This window comes from Rathayibacter sp. VKM Ac-2760 (assembly GCF_009834185.1).
In the GTDB taxonomy this organism is placed as follows: domain Bacteria; phylum Actinomycetota; class Actinomycetes; order Actinomycetales; family Microbacteriaceae; genus Rathayibacter.
Map to the genome: position 1 here is coordinate 3814908 of NZ_CP047173.1, position 13647 is coordinate 3828554.

Below are 13647 nucleotides of genomic sequence, written 5' to 3' on the forward strand. Positions count from 1 at the left end.
CGCACGACGTGCGGATCCGGTCTCCCCTGGTCGGCCCGTGGGCCGATGTCTTCGTCGTCGCCTCCTCTCGCGGGATGCTGTCGCGGCGCCGGTCGCTCCTCTTCTAAGAGGTGCGGTTCCGGCTGGTCCGGGCCGGCGCGAGGTCTCCCCGCGCCGGCAGGTCAGTGGATCAGGACTCGAAGGCCGAGGGCAGGTACTCGGCGACGTTGTCCTTGGTGACGACCGGCGCGAAGAGCTGGATCTGGCGCGGGACGCCGAGCGACGTGGTGTCGCTCATCGACTTGTTCTGCTCGACGAGGCGGGCGAGCTTGATGCCGTCCGCGGCCTGGGTCGAGGGGTAGACGACCGTGGCCTTGACGACCGAGTCGTCCGCCTCGATCGCGCGCATCACGTTGGCCGAGCCGGCGCCGCCGACGAGGATGAACTCGTCGCGACCGGCGGTGTCGATCGCCGCGAGGACGCCGACGCCCTGGTCGTCGTCGTGGTTCCAGATCGCGTCGATCTGCGGAGCCGCCTGGAGGAGGTTGGCCGCGGCCTGCTCCCCGCCCTGGACGGTGAAGTCGGCGGCGACGCGGTTGTCCACGTCGAGTCCGCAGCCCGCGAGCGCGTCGGCGAAGCCCTGGCTGCGGTCCTGCGTCAGCGGCAGGGAGTCGATGCCGGCGATCTCGGCGACCACGGCGTCCGGGTTGTCGCCGAGCTGCTCGCAGAGGTAGGTGCCGGCGCTGACGCCCATGCCGTAGTTGTCGCCGAGCACCGTCGAGCGGGCGGCGAACGGGCTGGAGAACTCGCGGTCGACGTTGATGACGGTGATGCCCGCCTCCATCGCCTCGGTCGCGACCTCGGTCAGCGCGGCGCCGTCGATCGGCAGCAGCACGATGGCGTCGACGCCGTCGTTGATGAAGGTCTCGACCTGGCTGATCTGCAGGTTGACGTCGTTGGTGCCCTCCGCGGTGCGCAGCTCCACGTCGTCGTACTTCTCGGCCTCGGCGATGGCCGCGCGGCTGACCGCGCCCATCCAGCCGTGGTCGGCGGCGGGGGCGGTGAAGCCGATCACGACGTTGTCGCCCGAGGCGTCGTTGTCGGAGGCGGCGACCGCGGCGGAGGTGCCGCCGGCGGCGGCGTTGCCGGTCTCGACCGGGGCGTTCGAGATGCAGCCGGTGAGCATCAGCGCGACGGCGCCGAAGGCGAAGCCGGCGGTGCCCAGGCGGGCGGTGCGGCCCAGTCGGGTGGTGCGGTCCAGGCGGGCGGTGCGGCCCAGGCGGGTGGCGGAGGGGTGGCGAACGGACATGGAAGTGATCTCCTTCGATGGATCCATGAGGGGCCGCAGGGCACAGCGGTGCCTGCGGAGGGTGACCGAGGTGGTCGAGGTGGATGCTGCTGGTGCGAGGAAAAGAGCGTGGCGGAGGCGGATCGCCCCCGTGGGTCAGGACTTGCCGCGGGCGGCGAAGCGCTGCTGCAGCAGGACGGCGGCGACGATGATCGCGCCCTTCGCGACGGCCTGGGCCGAGGTCGACATGTTGTTCTGCGTGAAGACGTTGGTGAGGGTCGTGAAGATCAGGACGCCGAACACGGTGCCGACGATGGTCCCGCGGCCGCCGGCGAGCAGAGTGCCGCCGACCACGACCGCCGCGATGGCGTCGAGCTCGTAGAGCGTGCCGTTCGTCGAGGAGCCGGCCGTGGTGCGAGCCAGCATCATCACCGCGGCGATGCCCGCGGTCAGGCCGGCGAGGCCGTAGACGTACATGGTGTGCCGGCGGACCTTGATGCCGGCGAGGCGGGCCGCCTCCGGGTTGCCGCCGACCGCGACGGTGCGGCGGCCGAAGGTGGTGCGGTTGAGCAGGATCCAGCCGGCCACCGCGACGAGCGCGAAGATCAGCACGAGCACCGGGATGCCGAGCACGTCGGCGCGGAAGAAGTCGAGGAACGGGTCGACCGTGACGATCTGCGTCTGCCGGTTCGAGATCAGCTCCGCGAAGCCGCGGGCGGCGACGAGCATCGCCAGCGTCGCCATGAACGCGACGACCCGGCCGTAGGCGATCAGCGCCCCGTTGATCAGTCCGCAGACCAGACCCACGAGCACCGCGGTCAGCACGATCACCAGCCAGGAGGTGTTCGCCGCGTAGTACTGCGTCGAGACCGTGCTCGCCCAGACCGTCGCGAGCCCCATCACCGAGCCGACGGAGAGGTCGATGCCGCCCGAGGTGATGACGAAGGTCATGCCGATGCTGAGCACCCCGATCACCGCGGCGAGGCGGAGGATCGTCAGCAGGTTGTCGACGCTGGCGAACCGCTCCCCCGCGGTGGCGAACCCGACGATGCAGAGGATCACCAGCGCGAGCACGAGGCCCACGTTGCGGCCGAGCGAGCCGCCCATCATCCCGGCGAGCCCGGAGCGGGCGTCCTTCGACGGGGTGCCGCCGCTCGGCCCTCCGGTCGCGGCCGAGGCGTGACGGCCGGCGTCCTCCTGCGGACCGCCGATCGACGGTGACGCGGTGTCGAGCTGTCCGCTCACGCTGCACTTCCTTCCATGACGAGATCGAGCACGCGGTGCTCGTCGATCGAATCGGCGGGGCCCTCGTGGACCACGGCGCCGTCGGAGATCACGAGCACTCGGTCCGAGAGCCCGAGGACCTCGCCGATCTCGCTGGAGACCACGAGCACGGCGGCGCCGTTCGTCGCGAGGTCCCGGATCAGGGTGTAGATCTCGGCCCGCGCTCCGACGTCGACCCCGCGGGTCGGCTCGTCGAGCAGCAGCACGCGGCAGCCGCGCACCAGCCACCGGGCGAGGAGCGCCTTCTGCTGGTTGCCGCCGGAGAGGGTGCGGGCGTCGCGGTCGACGCCGTGCGGGCGCAGGTCGAGGGCGACCGCCTGCTCGGCCGCGGCGGCGCGCTCGGCGCGCTCGTCGAGGAAGCCGTGCTTGGCGAAGCGGTCGAAGGTCGAGAGGGTGATGTTGCGGTAGACCGGCTCGTCCAGGAGCAGGCCCTGGCTCTTGCGCTCCTCCGGGCAGAGGCCGATGCCGGCGTCGACCGCGGCCGAGACGGAGCCGGCGCGCAGGCGCTTGCCCGCCACGCTGACGGTGCCGGTGCTGGCGCGGCGCGCCCCGTAGATGGTCTCCAGGATCTCGGAGCGGCCGGAGCCGACCAGTCCCGCCAGGCCGACGACCTCGCCGGCGCGGATCTCGAGCGAGACGTCGGCGAACGAGCCGCGCAGCCCCAGGTTCTCCACCTTCAGCAGCGTCTCCGCCTCGGTGCCGACCTCGGGGCGGTCCGGGAAGACGTACTCGACGGCGCGGCCGGTCATCAGCGTGATCAGCTTCGCGGTCGGAGTGTCGGCGACCTCCAGGTTCTTGGCGACCGTCGCGCCGTCCTTGATCACGGTGATCCGGTCGCCGATGGCGCGGATCTCCTCGAGGCGGTGCGAGATGTAGACGATCGCGACGCCGTCGGCGGTGAGCTGGCGGACCACGTGGAAGAGGTTCTCCACCTCCTCGGAGTCGAGCACCGCGGAGGGCTCGTCCATGATGATGACCCGGGCGTCGTGCGAGAGGGCGCGGGCCATCTGAACGATCTGCTTGCCGGCCGCCGAGAGACTGCCGACCTCGCGGTGCGGGGCGATCTCGGGGTGGCCGAGGCGCTGCATCAGCTCGCGGGTGATCCTCGCGGCCTTCGAGCGGGCGGTGAAACCGCCGCGGGAGAGCTCGTGGCCGAGGTAGATGTTCTCGGCGACGGAGAGGCCGTCGACGACGTCCAGCTCCTGGTACATCGTGGCGATGCCGAGCGCGAGGGCGGCCGTCGGCGACGGGATCGTGACGACCTTCCCGTCGACGAGGATCTCGCCCTCGGTGGGCTGGTGGGCGCCGGCGAGCGTCTTGATCAGGGTGGACTTGCCGGCCCCGTTCTGACCGAGGAGGCAGTGCACCTCGCCCGGGCGGACGTCGAGATCGACGCCGTCGAGGGCTCGAGCTCCGGGGAAGATCTTGACGATGCCGCGCATCTGCAGAAGCAGTTCTGTCGCGGTGTCCTGAGTGCGGGAAAGAGGCTGGGCGGCGATGCTGCCGGGGTCTGCGGTGACCATGCGTAGGAAGCTACAGCGACTTAAGTCGCGGGTCAACCAAAAGTTCTGAACCCTTTCGAAGGAGATCCGGGCGGGCGTCCAGCGCGTCGAAACACTTCGCACCGCCCCGCCAGAGTGCGGATTCCGCGGGATTACGCGACATCTGACGGGTCTCAGTGGAGCGTTTCAGGACATCGAGTCCCGTGATGGAGCGCTCTCCGACCCTATGAGACCGGCCGGGACCGCGACCCGATCGTGACCTTCGGCCCGCCGAGCCCGCGCCGCCGCGGCGCCCGCCCGGCGGATCGAGGTGGCGGAGCCGACCGCCGCCGTGGGAGGGTCGACCCGCCGACGAAAGGACGACGATGTCGAACGAGCCAGCCCTGCGCGTCGCGATGGTGGGGACCGCCTTCATGGGTCGCACCCACTCGCACGCCTGGCGCACCGCCCCCCGCTTCTTCCCGCTGCCGCTGCGGCCCGAGCTGGCCGTGCTGGTGGGCACCGACCCGCAGCGGACCGCCGAGCGCGCCGAGACCCTGGGCTGGAGCGAGTCGTCGACCGACTGGCGCGCGGTGATCGAGCGCGACGACATCGACCTCGTCGACATCTGCACCCCCGGCGACACCCACGCCGAGATCGCGATCGCCGCGCTCGAGGCCGGCAAGCACGTGCTCTGCGAGAAGCCGCTGGCCAACTCGGTCGAGGAAGCCGAGCGGATGGTCGCCGCGGCCGCCGCCTCCGATCGCGTCGCGATGTGCGGCTTCAGCTACCGCCGCACCCCCGCCCTCGCGCTCGCGAAGCGCTTCCTCGACGAGGGTCGGCTCGGCGCGATCCGCCACGTCCGCGCCCAGTACCTGCAGGACTGGCTGAGCGACTCCGAGGCCCCGCTGACCTGGCGCCTGGACGCCGCGAAGGCCGGCTCGGGCGCGCTCGGCGACATCGGCGCGCACATCATCGACAGCGCGCAGTGGCTCACCGGCAGCCGCATCGCGTCAGTGTCTGCCGTCCTGCGCACCTTCACCACCGAGCGCCCGGTGCTCGCCACGCAGTCCGGCCTCGGCGGTCGCGCGGAGGAGGGCGCCGCGCGCGGCCCCGTGACCGTCGACGACGCCGCCGCCTTCACCGCCTCGTTCGAGGGCGGTGCCCTCGGCGTCTTCGAGGCCACCCGCGTCGCCACCGGCCGGAAGAACGCCAACCGCATCGAGATCAACGGCGAGACCGGCAGCATCGCCTTCGACTTCGAGCGGATGAACGAGCTCGAGTACTACGACGCCCGCGACCCCGAGGACGCCCAGGGCTTCCGCACCATCCAGGTCACCGAGCCCTCGCACCCGTACATGTCGGCCTGGTGGCCCGCCGGCCACGGCATCGGCTACGAGCACCTCTTCACCCACCAGGTCGTCGACCTCGTCGAGGCGATCGCCGCCGGCGCGCAGCCCTCCCCGTCGTTCGCCGACGCCCTCGAGGTCCAGCGCGTCCTCGACGCCGTCTCCATCAGCGCGGCGCACCGCTCCGAGTCCACCGCCGTCCGGCGCGGCTCGGGCCCGGTCTGACGCCGGAAGCGCACCGCGCCCGTCACCGCGGAGGAGATTTCCCAGCAGCCTGCTGGGAAATCGAGTGATCCTCCTCTTTCCTTCTCTCACTGGCTTCGCGAGCCGAGTGTCCATCGACTCCGAGAGAGTGCAGCGTCTCGGTAGGGCGCACGGAGTGCCAGGCTGGGGCGATGCGCCGACGAGGGAGTTCCGCGGCGGCCGTCGCGGTCGCCTCGCTGCTGCTGGGCGGCTGCGTCGGGGCGGAGTCCGGGCCGGCGGCGGTCGGCGCTGGTGGCGTCGCGGACGGCACGGTGGCGCGCGTCTCCGCGGCGGGGACCGTCGACGTCTCCTATCAGCGACAGGGCGACTTCGCGGTGGTCGTGGCGCTCGACTGCTCGGCCTGCTCCGGGACCGTCACCGTGTCGGCGCCCGGGCGCAGCACTCCGGTGGGCGAGGCCGCGGCGGGGACGCAGTCGTCGTGGCTCCTCGAGACCGTCGCGACCGATCCCGTCGACCAGTCGCTGCTCGTGCAGGCCGTCGGCAACTGGACGCTCACGCTGCAGAGCTGGAACGACCTGCCCGAGGTGTCCGGCGAGCAGTCCGGCAGCGGTTCCGCGGTGCTCGCGTTCTCGGACCGCGCCGACAGCCTCGACGTCGCCTACGGACCGGCGAGCAGCGAGGACTCGCTCTCGGGTCGCGTGCTCGGCACCGCCGGCACCCGGCAGACCTTCGGCGACACCACCTCGTTCGCCCGTGTCGTCGACGCCGCCCTCCCGGGCGTCGTCGCCCTCCGCACCGACGGCAGCTGGACCCTGACCCCGGTCCCGTGACGCCCGCGCGCCCCGTCGCGCGCCGCGAGATGCCACTTATGAGCACGACACGCCGCAGAATGCGCGCACAAGTGGCATCTCGCGGAGGGTGCGGGCCGGGGCTCCCGGGCGGCTTCGCCTCGCGAGGCGATCCTGCGCCATACTGCGGGGATGAGCAAGAAGATTGACGCGGCGCATCGCGCCCTGGTAGCAGCCCTCGACAAGCACGCCGGTCTCGTCGGCGACAAGTCGTCGAAGCCGAGCAAGGTCGCGCGCGCCGCCTCCGAGCTGCGCGCGGCGACGAAGGCGTACTCGGCGCTCGTCTCGGCCCGCACCGGCACCGCGAGCCCCTTCGCCGACCTCGCCGATCCGCGCCTGGACCAGCCGACGCTCGCCTCCCTCCGGGCCGAGCGCGACGCGATCGCCGCGCGCCTCGCCAAGCACGAGGCCGCAGCCGCCGGCGCGCGCGACGAGGCCCTCGCCGGCTGATCCTCCCCCGGAGAGCCCGTCGCGGAAGTCGCCGTGTTACGGGCACGTTTCGCGTGCCCGGTGGCGCGCTTTGTACCGTGGTCCCCGGGATCCGCGCAGTCGCGGCGTCGAGCGACCGGAGGCCGGTCGCAGCGCCGGCGGTGACCAGCACCGCGGGCGGACGCCGTCCGGATCCCTCTCCTCGGAAGGATCCCCAGCATGTCCCTGCGCACGACACTCCTCGCGACCACCGCGATCACCGCCTCCGCCCTCCTCCTCGCCGGCTGCTCCTCGGCCGCGGGCGCCGACGACGACACCGTCCGCATCGGCGTGGTCGGCGCGAGCGACCCCTACTGGGCCACCTACGAGCAGGCCGCCGAGGCCGCGGGCATCGACGTCGAGATCGTCGACTTCACCGACTACAACCAGCTCAACCCCGCGCTGACCGAGGGCGAGATCGACCTCAACCAGTTCCAGCACCTCGTCTACCTGGCGCAGTACAACACCTCGGCCGACGCCGACCTGGTGCCGATCGGCGCGACCGCGATCTACCCGCTCGGCCTCTACTCCACCCAGTACGACAGCGTCGACGACATCCCCGAGGGCGAGACCGTCGCCGTCCCGAACGACACGAGCAACCAGGCCCGTGCGCTCCTCGTGCTGCAGTCGGCCGGCCTGATCGAGCTGAAGGACGGCGGCAGCGCCTTCTCGGACCTCGACGACATCGACACGGGCGCCTCGAAGGTCACCGTCACCGCGCTCGACGCCGCGCTCACGCCGACCTCCCTGCCGGACGTCGCCGCCGCGATCATCAACAACGACTACATCGAGGGCGCAGGGCTCGAGGCCTCCGACGCCATCGCTCAGGACGACCCGAGCGACCCGAGCGCGGTGCCCTACGTCAACGTGTTCGCGGCCCGCGCCGACGACGCCGAGAACGAGACGTACCTGAAGCTCGTCGACGTCTACCAGACCTCGCAGGACGTGCTCGACGGCGTCTCCGAGCAGTCGGGCGGCACCGCCGTCTTCGCGACGACCCCCGCCGCCGAGCTGCAGTCGACCCTCGCCACCGTCGAGGCCGACACCGCGGCCCAGGGCTGACGCCACCCTCCCCCCGCCGATCCAGCAGTGAAGGAAGCGCCGTGCCGCTCATCCGCCTCGCCGACGTGAGCAAGGTCTACCCGCCGCTCGCGCGCGGCGCTTCCGCCCTGACCGCCGTGGACGGCGTCAGCCTCGACATCGAGGCCGGCGACGTCTACGGCGTGATCGGCTACTCCGGCGCCGGCAAGAGCACGCTGGCGCGCCTGATCAACGCCCTCGAGCCCGCCACCGGCGGCAGCATCCAGATCGACGGCCGCGAGATCGTCGGGCTGCCCGAGCGCGAGCTGCGCCGGCTGCGGCTCGGGATCGGGATGATCTTCCAGCAGTTCAACCTCTTCGGCTCCAAGACCGTCGAGCAGAACGTCGCCTACCCGCTGCAGGTCGCCGGAACTCCGCGCGCCGAGCTGCGCGCCCGCGTCGACGAGATGCTCCGCTTCGTCGGCCTCTCCGACAAGGCGCGCAGCCACCCGGAGCAGCTCTCCGGCGGTCAGAAGCAGCGCGTCGGCATCGCCCGCGCCCTCGCCGCCTCGCCCGGCATCCTGCTCGCCGACGAGGCGACCAGCGCGCTCGACCCCGACACCACCGGCGAGGTGCTCGCGCTGCTGCGCCGCATCAACGAGGAGCTCGGGGTCACCATCGTCGTCATCACGCACGAGATGGACGTGGTGCAGCAGCTCGCGACGAAGGTCGCGGTGATGGAGGCGGGCCGCATCGTCGAGCGGGGCCCCGTCTTCGACGTGTTCTCGGCGCCGCGCGAGGCGGTGACCCGCCGCTTCGTCTCCACGGTCGTCCGGACCGTGCCGTCGCCGGAGGAGGCGGCCGTGCTGCGCGCGCGCCACCGCGGCCGCCTCGTCACGCTGTCCTTCTCGGACGGCTCCGCCTCGCAGGGCGACGTCTTCGCCGAGATCGCGCAGGCCGGCGTGCCGCTCGAGCTGGTCTACGGCGGCATCACGGACGTCCGCGGTCGCGCCTTCGGCCACCTCACCGTCGCGCTCGACGCCGCCGACGACGTGATCGACCCGCTGCTGGCCCGCCTCGGCGCCCGCGTCGCCCTCACGGAGGTGCCCCGATGAACGAGCTCATCCCCCTGCTGCCCAAGCTCGCCGAGGCGACCGGGCAGACCCTCTACATCGTGGCGTTCAGCCTGCTCTTCGGCGGGCTCGGCGGCCTGCTGATCGGGCTCGGCCTCGCCGTCACCCGCGGCGGCGCGCTCTACGCGAACCGCTTCGTCTTCGGCCTGCTGAACGTGATCGTCAACGTCTTCCGGCCGATCCCGTTCATCATCTTCATCGCCGCCGCGCAGCCGCTGGCCCGCCTCGTGGTCGGCTCCGGCATCGGCACCGACGCGATCATCTTCTCGCTGTCGCTCGCCGCCGCCTTCGGCATCGGCCGCATCGTCGAGCAGAACCTGCTGACCGTGCAGCCCGGCGTGATCGAGGCCGCGCGCTCGGTCGGCGCGAGCCGGTTCCGGATCGTCCGCACGGTCCTGCTGCCCGAGGCGCTCGGCCCGCTGATCCTCGGCTACACCTTCGTCTTCGTCGCGATCATCGACATGTCGGCCGTCGCCGGCTACATCGGCGCCGGCGGCCTCGGCACCTTCGCGATCCAGTACGGCTACCGCCAGTTCGAGCCGGTCGTCACCTGGGCGGCCGTGCTCGTCATCATCGTGATCGTGCAGCTCGTCCAGCTGCTCGGCAACGTCCTGGCCCGCCGCGTCCTCCGCCGCTGACCCCCCTTTTCCACCTCCGCGAGATGCCACTTGTGTACGCGACACGCCGTGAAAGGCGTGCACAAGTGGCATCTCGCGGAGGAGAGGGGGCAGGGGTCAGTAGCGGGGCTTGCGCTCCGGGCGCTCCGAGGAGCGGGACGGGCCCGAAGGGCGCGCGCCGCGGTCGGCCCCGGCGCGGCTCGGGCGGCGGTCGGGCTTCAGCTCGATCAGCTGGCCGCTGATGCGGGTGCCGGCGAGGCGGTCGAGCACGTCCTGGGGCAGGTCGGCCGGCAACTCGACGATCGAGAAGTCCGGGCGGATGTCGATGTGCCCGAAGTCGCCGCGGTTCAGCCCGCCCTCGTTCGCGAGCGCACCGACGATCTGGCGGGGCTCCACACGCTGGCGGCGGCCCACCTCGATCCGGTAGGACGCGAGGTTGCTGTTCGACGAGCGCTGGCGGCGCTCGGGACGCTCGCGCTCGTTGTCGTACGACGACCGGTCGGAGCGCTCCGGACGCTCGCCCCGGCTGTCCTCGCGGCGGAAGCGCGGGTCGTCCGGCGAGAGCAGCAGTGGCTCGTCGCCTTGGGCGACGATCGCCAGCGCCGCGGCGACATCGGACTCGACCACGTCGTGGTGCTCGACGTAGTGGCCGATGATGTCGCGGAACCGGTCGAGCCGCTCGCGGTCGGCGAGCGCCGTCGTGATGGCGTCGTCGAAGCGGGAGAGGCGCGTGACGTTGACGTCCTCCACGCTCGGGAGGCGCATCTCGGTCAGCGGCTGGCGGGTCGCCTTCTCGATCGCGGAGAGGAGGCGGCGCTCGCGCGGCGTGACGAAGCTGATCGCGGCACCGCTGCGGCCGGCCCGGCCGGTGCGGCCGATGCGGTGCACGTAGGACTCGGTGTCGATCGGGATGTCGTAGTTGACGACGTGGCTGATCCGGTCGACGTCGAGACCGCGCGCGGCGACGTCGGTCGCGACGAGGATGTCGAGCTTGCCCGACTTCAGCTGCTCGACGGTGCGCTCGCGCTGGGCCTGGGCGACGTCACCGCTGATCGCGGCGGCCGTGTAGCCGCGGGCGCGCAGCTTCTCGGCCAGCGTCTCGGTCTCGCTCTTGGTGCGGACGAAGACGATCATGCCCTCGAAGTTCTCCACCTCGAGGATGCGGGTCAGCGCATCGACCTTCTGCGGGTAGGACACCATCAGGTAGCGCTGGGTGGTGTTCGCGGAGGTCGTGGTCTTGGCCTTGACCGTGATCTCCTCCGGGTCCTTCAGGTACTTCTGCGAGATGCGGCGGATCTGCGACGGCATGGTCGCCGAGAACAGCGCGATCTGCTTCTCGACCGGGGTGTCGGCGAGGATCGTCTCGACGTCCTCCGCGAAGCCCATCTTGAGCATCTCGTCGGCCTCGTCGAGCACCAGGTACTTCAGGTGCGTGAGGTCGAGCGTGCCCTTCTCGAGGTGGTCCATGATCCGGCCGGGAGTGCCGACGACCACGTGGACGCCGCGGCGGAGCGCGGAGAGCTGGGTGCCGTAGCCCTGGCCGCCGTAGACGGGCAGCACGTGCACGCCGCGCAGACCGGACGCGTAGCGCTCGAAGGCCTCGCAGACCTGCAGCGCCAGCTCGCGGGTGGGCGCGAGCACGAGCGCCTGCGGGGTCTTCTGCGAGACGTCGAGGCGGGAGAGGATCGGCAGCGCGAACGCGGCGGTCTTGCCGGTGCCGGTCTGCGCGACGCCGAGGACGTCGCGGCCGGACAGGAGGGAGGGGATGGTCGCGGCCTGGATCGCCGAGGGCGTCTCGTAGCCGACCTCCTTGAGGGCCTTGAGGACGGGGTCGCTGAGACCCAGGTCCGAGAAGACCAGCGAGGGGGCGGTCTCTTCTGCCGGAGCGGTCTGGGCTGCCGGAGCGGTCTGGGCCGCCGGAGCGGTCTGGGCTGCCGGCGCGGTCTGGGCCGCCGGAGCGGTCTGGGCTGCCGGCGCGGCCGGGGCGGTGCTGTCGGCGACGGGCGCGGTCGCGCCGTCGGCCTGGGGGGCGGGTTCGGGTGTATCGGTGGACGCCATAGTGCAACGGTAGGCCGTCGGAGGCGCGCGCAGGCGCAGAACCGGCCTCTCAGCGGGCTTTCCCGCCGGATCCGGGCCTGTGGAGGCGCTCCCGGGCGGTCCGGGGACGCGAGCCGGGGCGCCCTAGCGGTCCGGCGTCAGTAGAACTCGACGGTGTCGACGCGGTTGATCAGCTCCTCGCCGTCGAGGAAGCGGGTGGCGTTGCGGGCGAAGAGCTCGGCGATCAGGCGGTCCTCGGCCGCGTTCAGCGCCGCGGTGTGCGGGCTGATCAGCACGCTCGGGTGGCTCCAGAGCGGGCTGACCTGCGCGAGCGGCTCCTCCGCGACCACGTCGAGGGCCGCGAAGCCGACGCGGCCGTCCTCGAGTGCGGTGAGCAGCGCGTCCTCGTCGATCACGGTGCCGCGGCCGACGCTGACGAGCGTCGCTCCGGGGCGCAGCGCGGCGAAGAACTCGGCGCCGACGAGCTTCTCGGTCTGCTCGGTGCCGGGGAGCGTGACGACGACCCCGTCGATCCGCCGGGCGACGTCGGCGATCGCCGACGGCTGCACGATCTCGTCGACGTGCTCGACGGCGCTCTCGTGCCGGCTCGTCCCGATCACCCGGGCGCCCAGGGCCTGGAGCTTCTGCGCGGTCGCGCGGCCGATCGTGCCGAGCCCGACGATCAGGATCGTCTGCTCCGAGAGCAGCCCCATCGTCCAGCGCGACCCCCACTCCCGCGCACCCTGCAGCGACTGCAGCTTCGGCAGCGACTTCGCGCCGGCCAGCAGGCCGAAGAGCGAGAACTCGGCCAGCGGATCGGAGTGCACACCCGCCGAGGTCGAGAACGCGACCCGCGCGAGCTGCTCCTCGCTCAGCCCGGCCTTCTTCACCTGCGCGCCACCGCCCGCGGGCATCGTCTGCACCCAGCGGAGCGCCGGGTTCGCGGCGACCGTGCGGGCGAGCTCCGACGGCGTCTCGTCCGGGATCCCGTAGAGCACCTCGGCCGAGTCGACCAGCGCCTCGAACGCCGCCTGCTGCTCGGCCGTCCGCCGGAACGCCGGGTCGCCGGGGTGATCGCCCGGGTGACGCATCGGCGGCAGCAGGCTCTGATCGGCGACGAAGTCGATCCGCGGCTCCAGCTCGACCACGCGCGCGATCAGCTCGTCGCTGATCGGGGAGGCGGCGATGACGCGGAGGCGTCCGGGCCGCGTCCGTCCGGACCCCGTCTCTCCCGGGGTCGTCGGTCCTGGCTGGCTCACGGGGGTCCCTTCGAGCGGCGGGCGGGGGGCCGCGGGTGTCGCCGCGGACACCGTCCAGCGTACTGAGCGGTCCCGAGCCCCGGGATCGCCGGCTGATCGCGCCCGGATCGCGGGACGCAACCCCTTCCCCGCCCCGGTTGCTGTGGATGTCCGCGTCGCCCGCCGTCAGTTCCCGAGCCGCCGCCTGGACGAACGGTGAGCGCGCGGGGCGGACGAGGACGCCCGGCCTAGCGTGAGCGGATCGGAACAACGATCGAAGGAGACCGGATCATGACGGCAGCAGGAGTGGCGACGGTATGGGTGCCGGTCGAGGACATGGAGCGGGCGGTCGCGTTCTACCGCGACACCCTCGGCCTCGAGGTGAAGAGCACGTCGAGCGACTGGTCGGAGCTGGACGCGAACGGCCTGATGATCGGGCTGAACGCGCGTGAGTCCGCCTCGGTCTCGCAGAGCGGCGGAGCGGTCGTCTCGTTCCAGCCCGACGGCAGCATCGAGGACGAGCTGGAGCGGCTGAAGGCCCGCGGCGCCTCCATCGAGGGCGAGATCAGCGATCACGAGTGGGGCCGCATCCTCCCCTTCAAGGACTCCGAGGGCAACGACCTCCAGTACTACACGCCGCCGAAGGACTGACGAAAGCACCAGCACCAGCACCGACGGCGCGGAGGCGGGCACGAGCCCCC

Annotated in this window: 12 protein-coding genes; 7 read left to right on the plus strand and 5 right to left on the minus strand. The window is 72.1% G+C overall.

Annotation, left to right across the window (positions count from 1 at the left end; translation table 11 throughout):
* Nucleotides 1–169: 169 nt before the first annotated feature.
* The 3 genes from GSU72_RS17515 to GSU72_RS17525 form a co-directional block, all read right to left on the minus strand.
* Complete coding sequence (locus tag GSU72_RS17515) at nt 170–1165, minus strand: substrate-binding domain-containing protein (protein WP_159986913.1); 996 nt, start codon at nt 1163–1165, stop codon at nt 170–172.
* Between the two features lie 258 nt (nt 1166–1423).
* Complete coding sequence (locus tag GSU72_RS17520) at nt 1424–2377, minus strand: ABC transporter permease (RefSeq protein ID WP_159986914.1); 954 nt, start codon at nt 2375–2377, stop codon at nt 1424–1426.
* A gap of 131 nt (nt 2378–2508) precedes the next feature.
* Nucleotides 2509–3993, minus strand: coding sequence for a sugar ABC transporter ATP-binding protein (locus tag GSU72_RS17525; RefSeq protein ID WP_159986915.1), 1485 nt, complete (start codon nt 3991–3993; stop codon nt 2509–2511).
* A gap of 425 nt (nt 3994–4418) precedes the next feature.
* Between GSU72_RS17525 and GSU72_RS17530 the strand changes: the two genes are divergently transcribed.
* The 6 genes from GSU72_RS17530 (at nt 4419) to GSU72_RS17555 (ending at nt 9692) form a co-directional block, all read left to right on the plus strand.
* Nucleotides 4419–5606 carry a Gfo/Idh/MocA family oxidoreductase gene (locus GSU72_RS17530; RefSeq protein ID WP_159986184.1) on the plus strand — a complete coding sequence of 396 codons (1188 nt, stop codon included), beginning with the start codon at nt 4419–4421 and terminating at the stop codon, nt 5604–5606.
* Between the two features lie 170 nt (nt 5607–5776).
* Nucleotides 5777–6415 (plus strand): hypothetical protein, encoded by a 639-nt coding sequence (locus tag GSU72_RS17535; protein ID WP_159986185.1) that lies wholly within the window; start codon nt 5777–5779, stop codon nt 6413–6415.
* Nucleotides 6416–6565: 150 nt separating this feature from the next.
* Nucleotides 6566–6883: a hypothetical protein gene (locus GSU72_RS17540; RefSeq protein ID WP_208545097.1), complete on the plus strand. Its 318-nt coding sequence runs from the start codon at nt 6566–6568 to the stop codon at nt 6881–6883.
* A gap of 198 nt (nt 6884–7081) precedes the next feature.
* On the plus strand, nt 7082–7963 hold the full coding sequence (locus GSU72_RS17545) for a MetQ/NlpA family ABC transporter substrate-binding protein (protein WP_159986186.1): 882 nt from the start codon (nt 7082–7084) through the stop codon (nt 7961–7963).
* Nucleotides 7964–8004: 41 nt separating this feature from the next.
* Nucleotides 8005–9036 (plus strand): methionine ABC transporter ATP-binding protein, encoded by a 1032-nt coding sequence (locus GSU72_RS17550; protein ID WP_159986187.1) that lies wholly within the window; start codon nt 8005–8007, stop codon nt 9034–9036.
* Nucleotides 9033–9692 carry a methionine ABC transporter permease gene (locus GSU72_RS17555; protein WP_159986188.1) on the plus strand — a complete coding sequence of 220 codons (660 nt, stop codon included), beginning with the start codon at nt 9033–9035 and terminating at the stop codon, nt 9690–9692. The genes GSU72_RS17550 and GSU72_RS17555 overlap by 4 nt, the downstream gene beginning before the upstream one ends.
* 96 nt (nt 9693–9788) lie before the next feature.
* Here GSU72_RS17555 and GSU72_RS17560 read toward each other — a convergent pair whose 3' ends face one another.
* Both GSU72_RS17560 and GSU72_RS17565 read right to left on the minus strand, forming a co-directional pair.
* Nucleotides 9789–11729, minus strand: a complete 1941-nt coding sequence (locus GSU72_RS17560; RefSeq protein WP_244255871.1) for a DEAD/DEAH box helicase — start codon at nt 11727–11729, stop codon at nt 9789–9791.
* 137 nt (nt 11730–11866) lie between these two features.
* Nucleotides 11867–12967: a D-2-hydroxyacid dehydrogenase gene (locus GSU72_RS17565; RefSeq protein ID WP_208545098.1), complete on the minus strand. Its 1101-nt coding sequence runs from the start codon at nt 12965–12967 to the stop codon at nt 11867–11869.
* A gap of 270 nt (nt 12968–13237) precedes the next feature.
* On the opposite strand from GSU72_RS17565, the gene GSU72_RS17570 reads away from it, so the two are divergent.
* The gene (locus GSU72_RS17570) at nt 13238–13597 is read left to right on the plus strand and encodes a VOC family protein (protein WP_159986189.1); all 360 of its coding nucleotides are present in this window, start codon (nt 13238–13240) and stop codon (nt 13595–13597) included.
* Nucleotides 13598–13647 lie beyond the last annotated feature (50 nt).

Bases quoted from the DNA above. Each gene is read 5' to 3' on its own strand.
- GSU72_RS17535 (WP_159986185.1), top strand. From the start codon at position 5,777: ATGCGCCGACGAGGGAGTTCCGCGGCGGCCGTCGCGGTCGCCTCGCTG.
- GSU72_RS17560 (WP_244255871.1), bottom strand. From the start codon at position 11,729: ATGGCGTCCACCGATACACCCGAACCCGCCCCCCAGGCCGACGGCGCG.
- GSU72_RS17570 (WP_159986189.1), top strand. From the start codon at position 13,238: ATGACGGCAGCAGGAGTGGCGACGGTATGGGTGCCGGTCGAGGACATG.
- GSU72_RS17525 (WP_159986915.1), bottom strand. From the start codon at position 3,993: ATGCGCGGCATCGTCAAGATCTTCCCCGGAGCTCGAGCCCTCGACGGC.
- GSU72_RS17540 (WP_208545097.1), top strand. From the start codon at position 6,566: ATGAGCAAGAAGATTGACGCGGCGCATCGCGCCCTGGTAGCAGCCCTC.
- GSU72_RS17520 (WP_159986914.1), bottom strand. From the start codon at position 2,377: ATGATGGGCGGCTCGCTCGGCCGCAACGTGGGCCTCGTGCTCGCGCTG.
- GSU72_RS17555 (WP_159986188.1), top strand. From the start codon at position 9,033: ATGAACGAGCTCATCCCCCTGCTGCCCAAGCTCGCCGAGGCGACCGGG.
- GSU72_RS17530 (WP_159986184.1), top strand. From the start codon at position 4,419: ATGTCGAACGAGCCAGCCCTGCGCGTCGCGATGGTGGGGACCGCCTTC.
- GSU72_RS17545 (WP_159986186.1), top strand. From the start codon at position 7,082: ATGTCCCTGCGCACGACACTCCTCGCGACCACCGCGATCACCGCCTCC.
- GSU72_RS17515 (WP_159986913.1), bottom strand. From the start codon at position 1,165: ATGCTCACCGGCTGCATCTCGAACGCCCCGGTCGAGACCGGCAACGCC.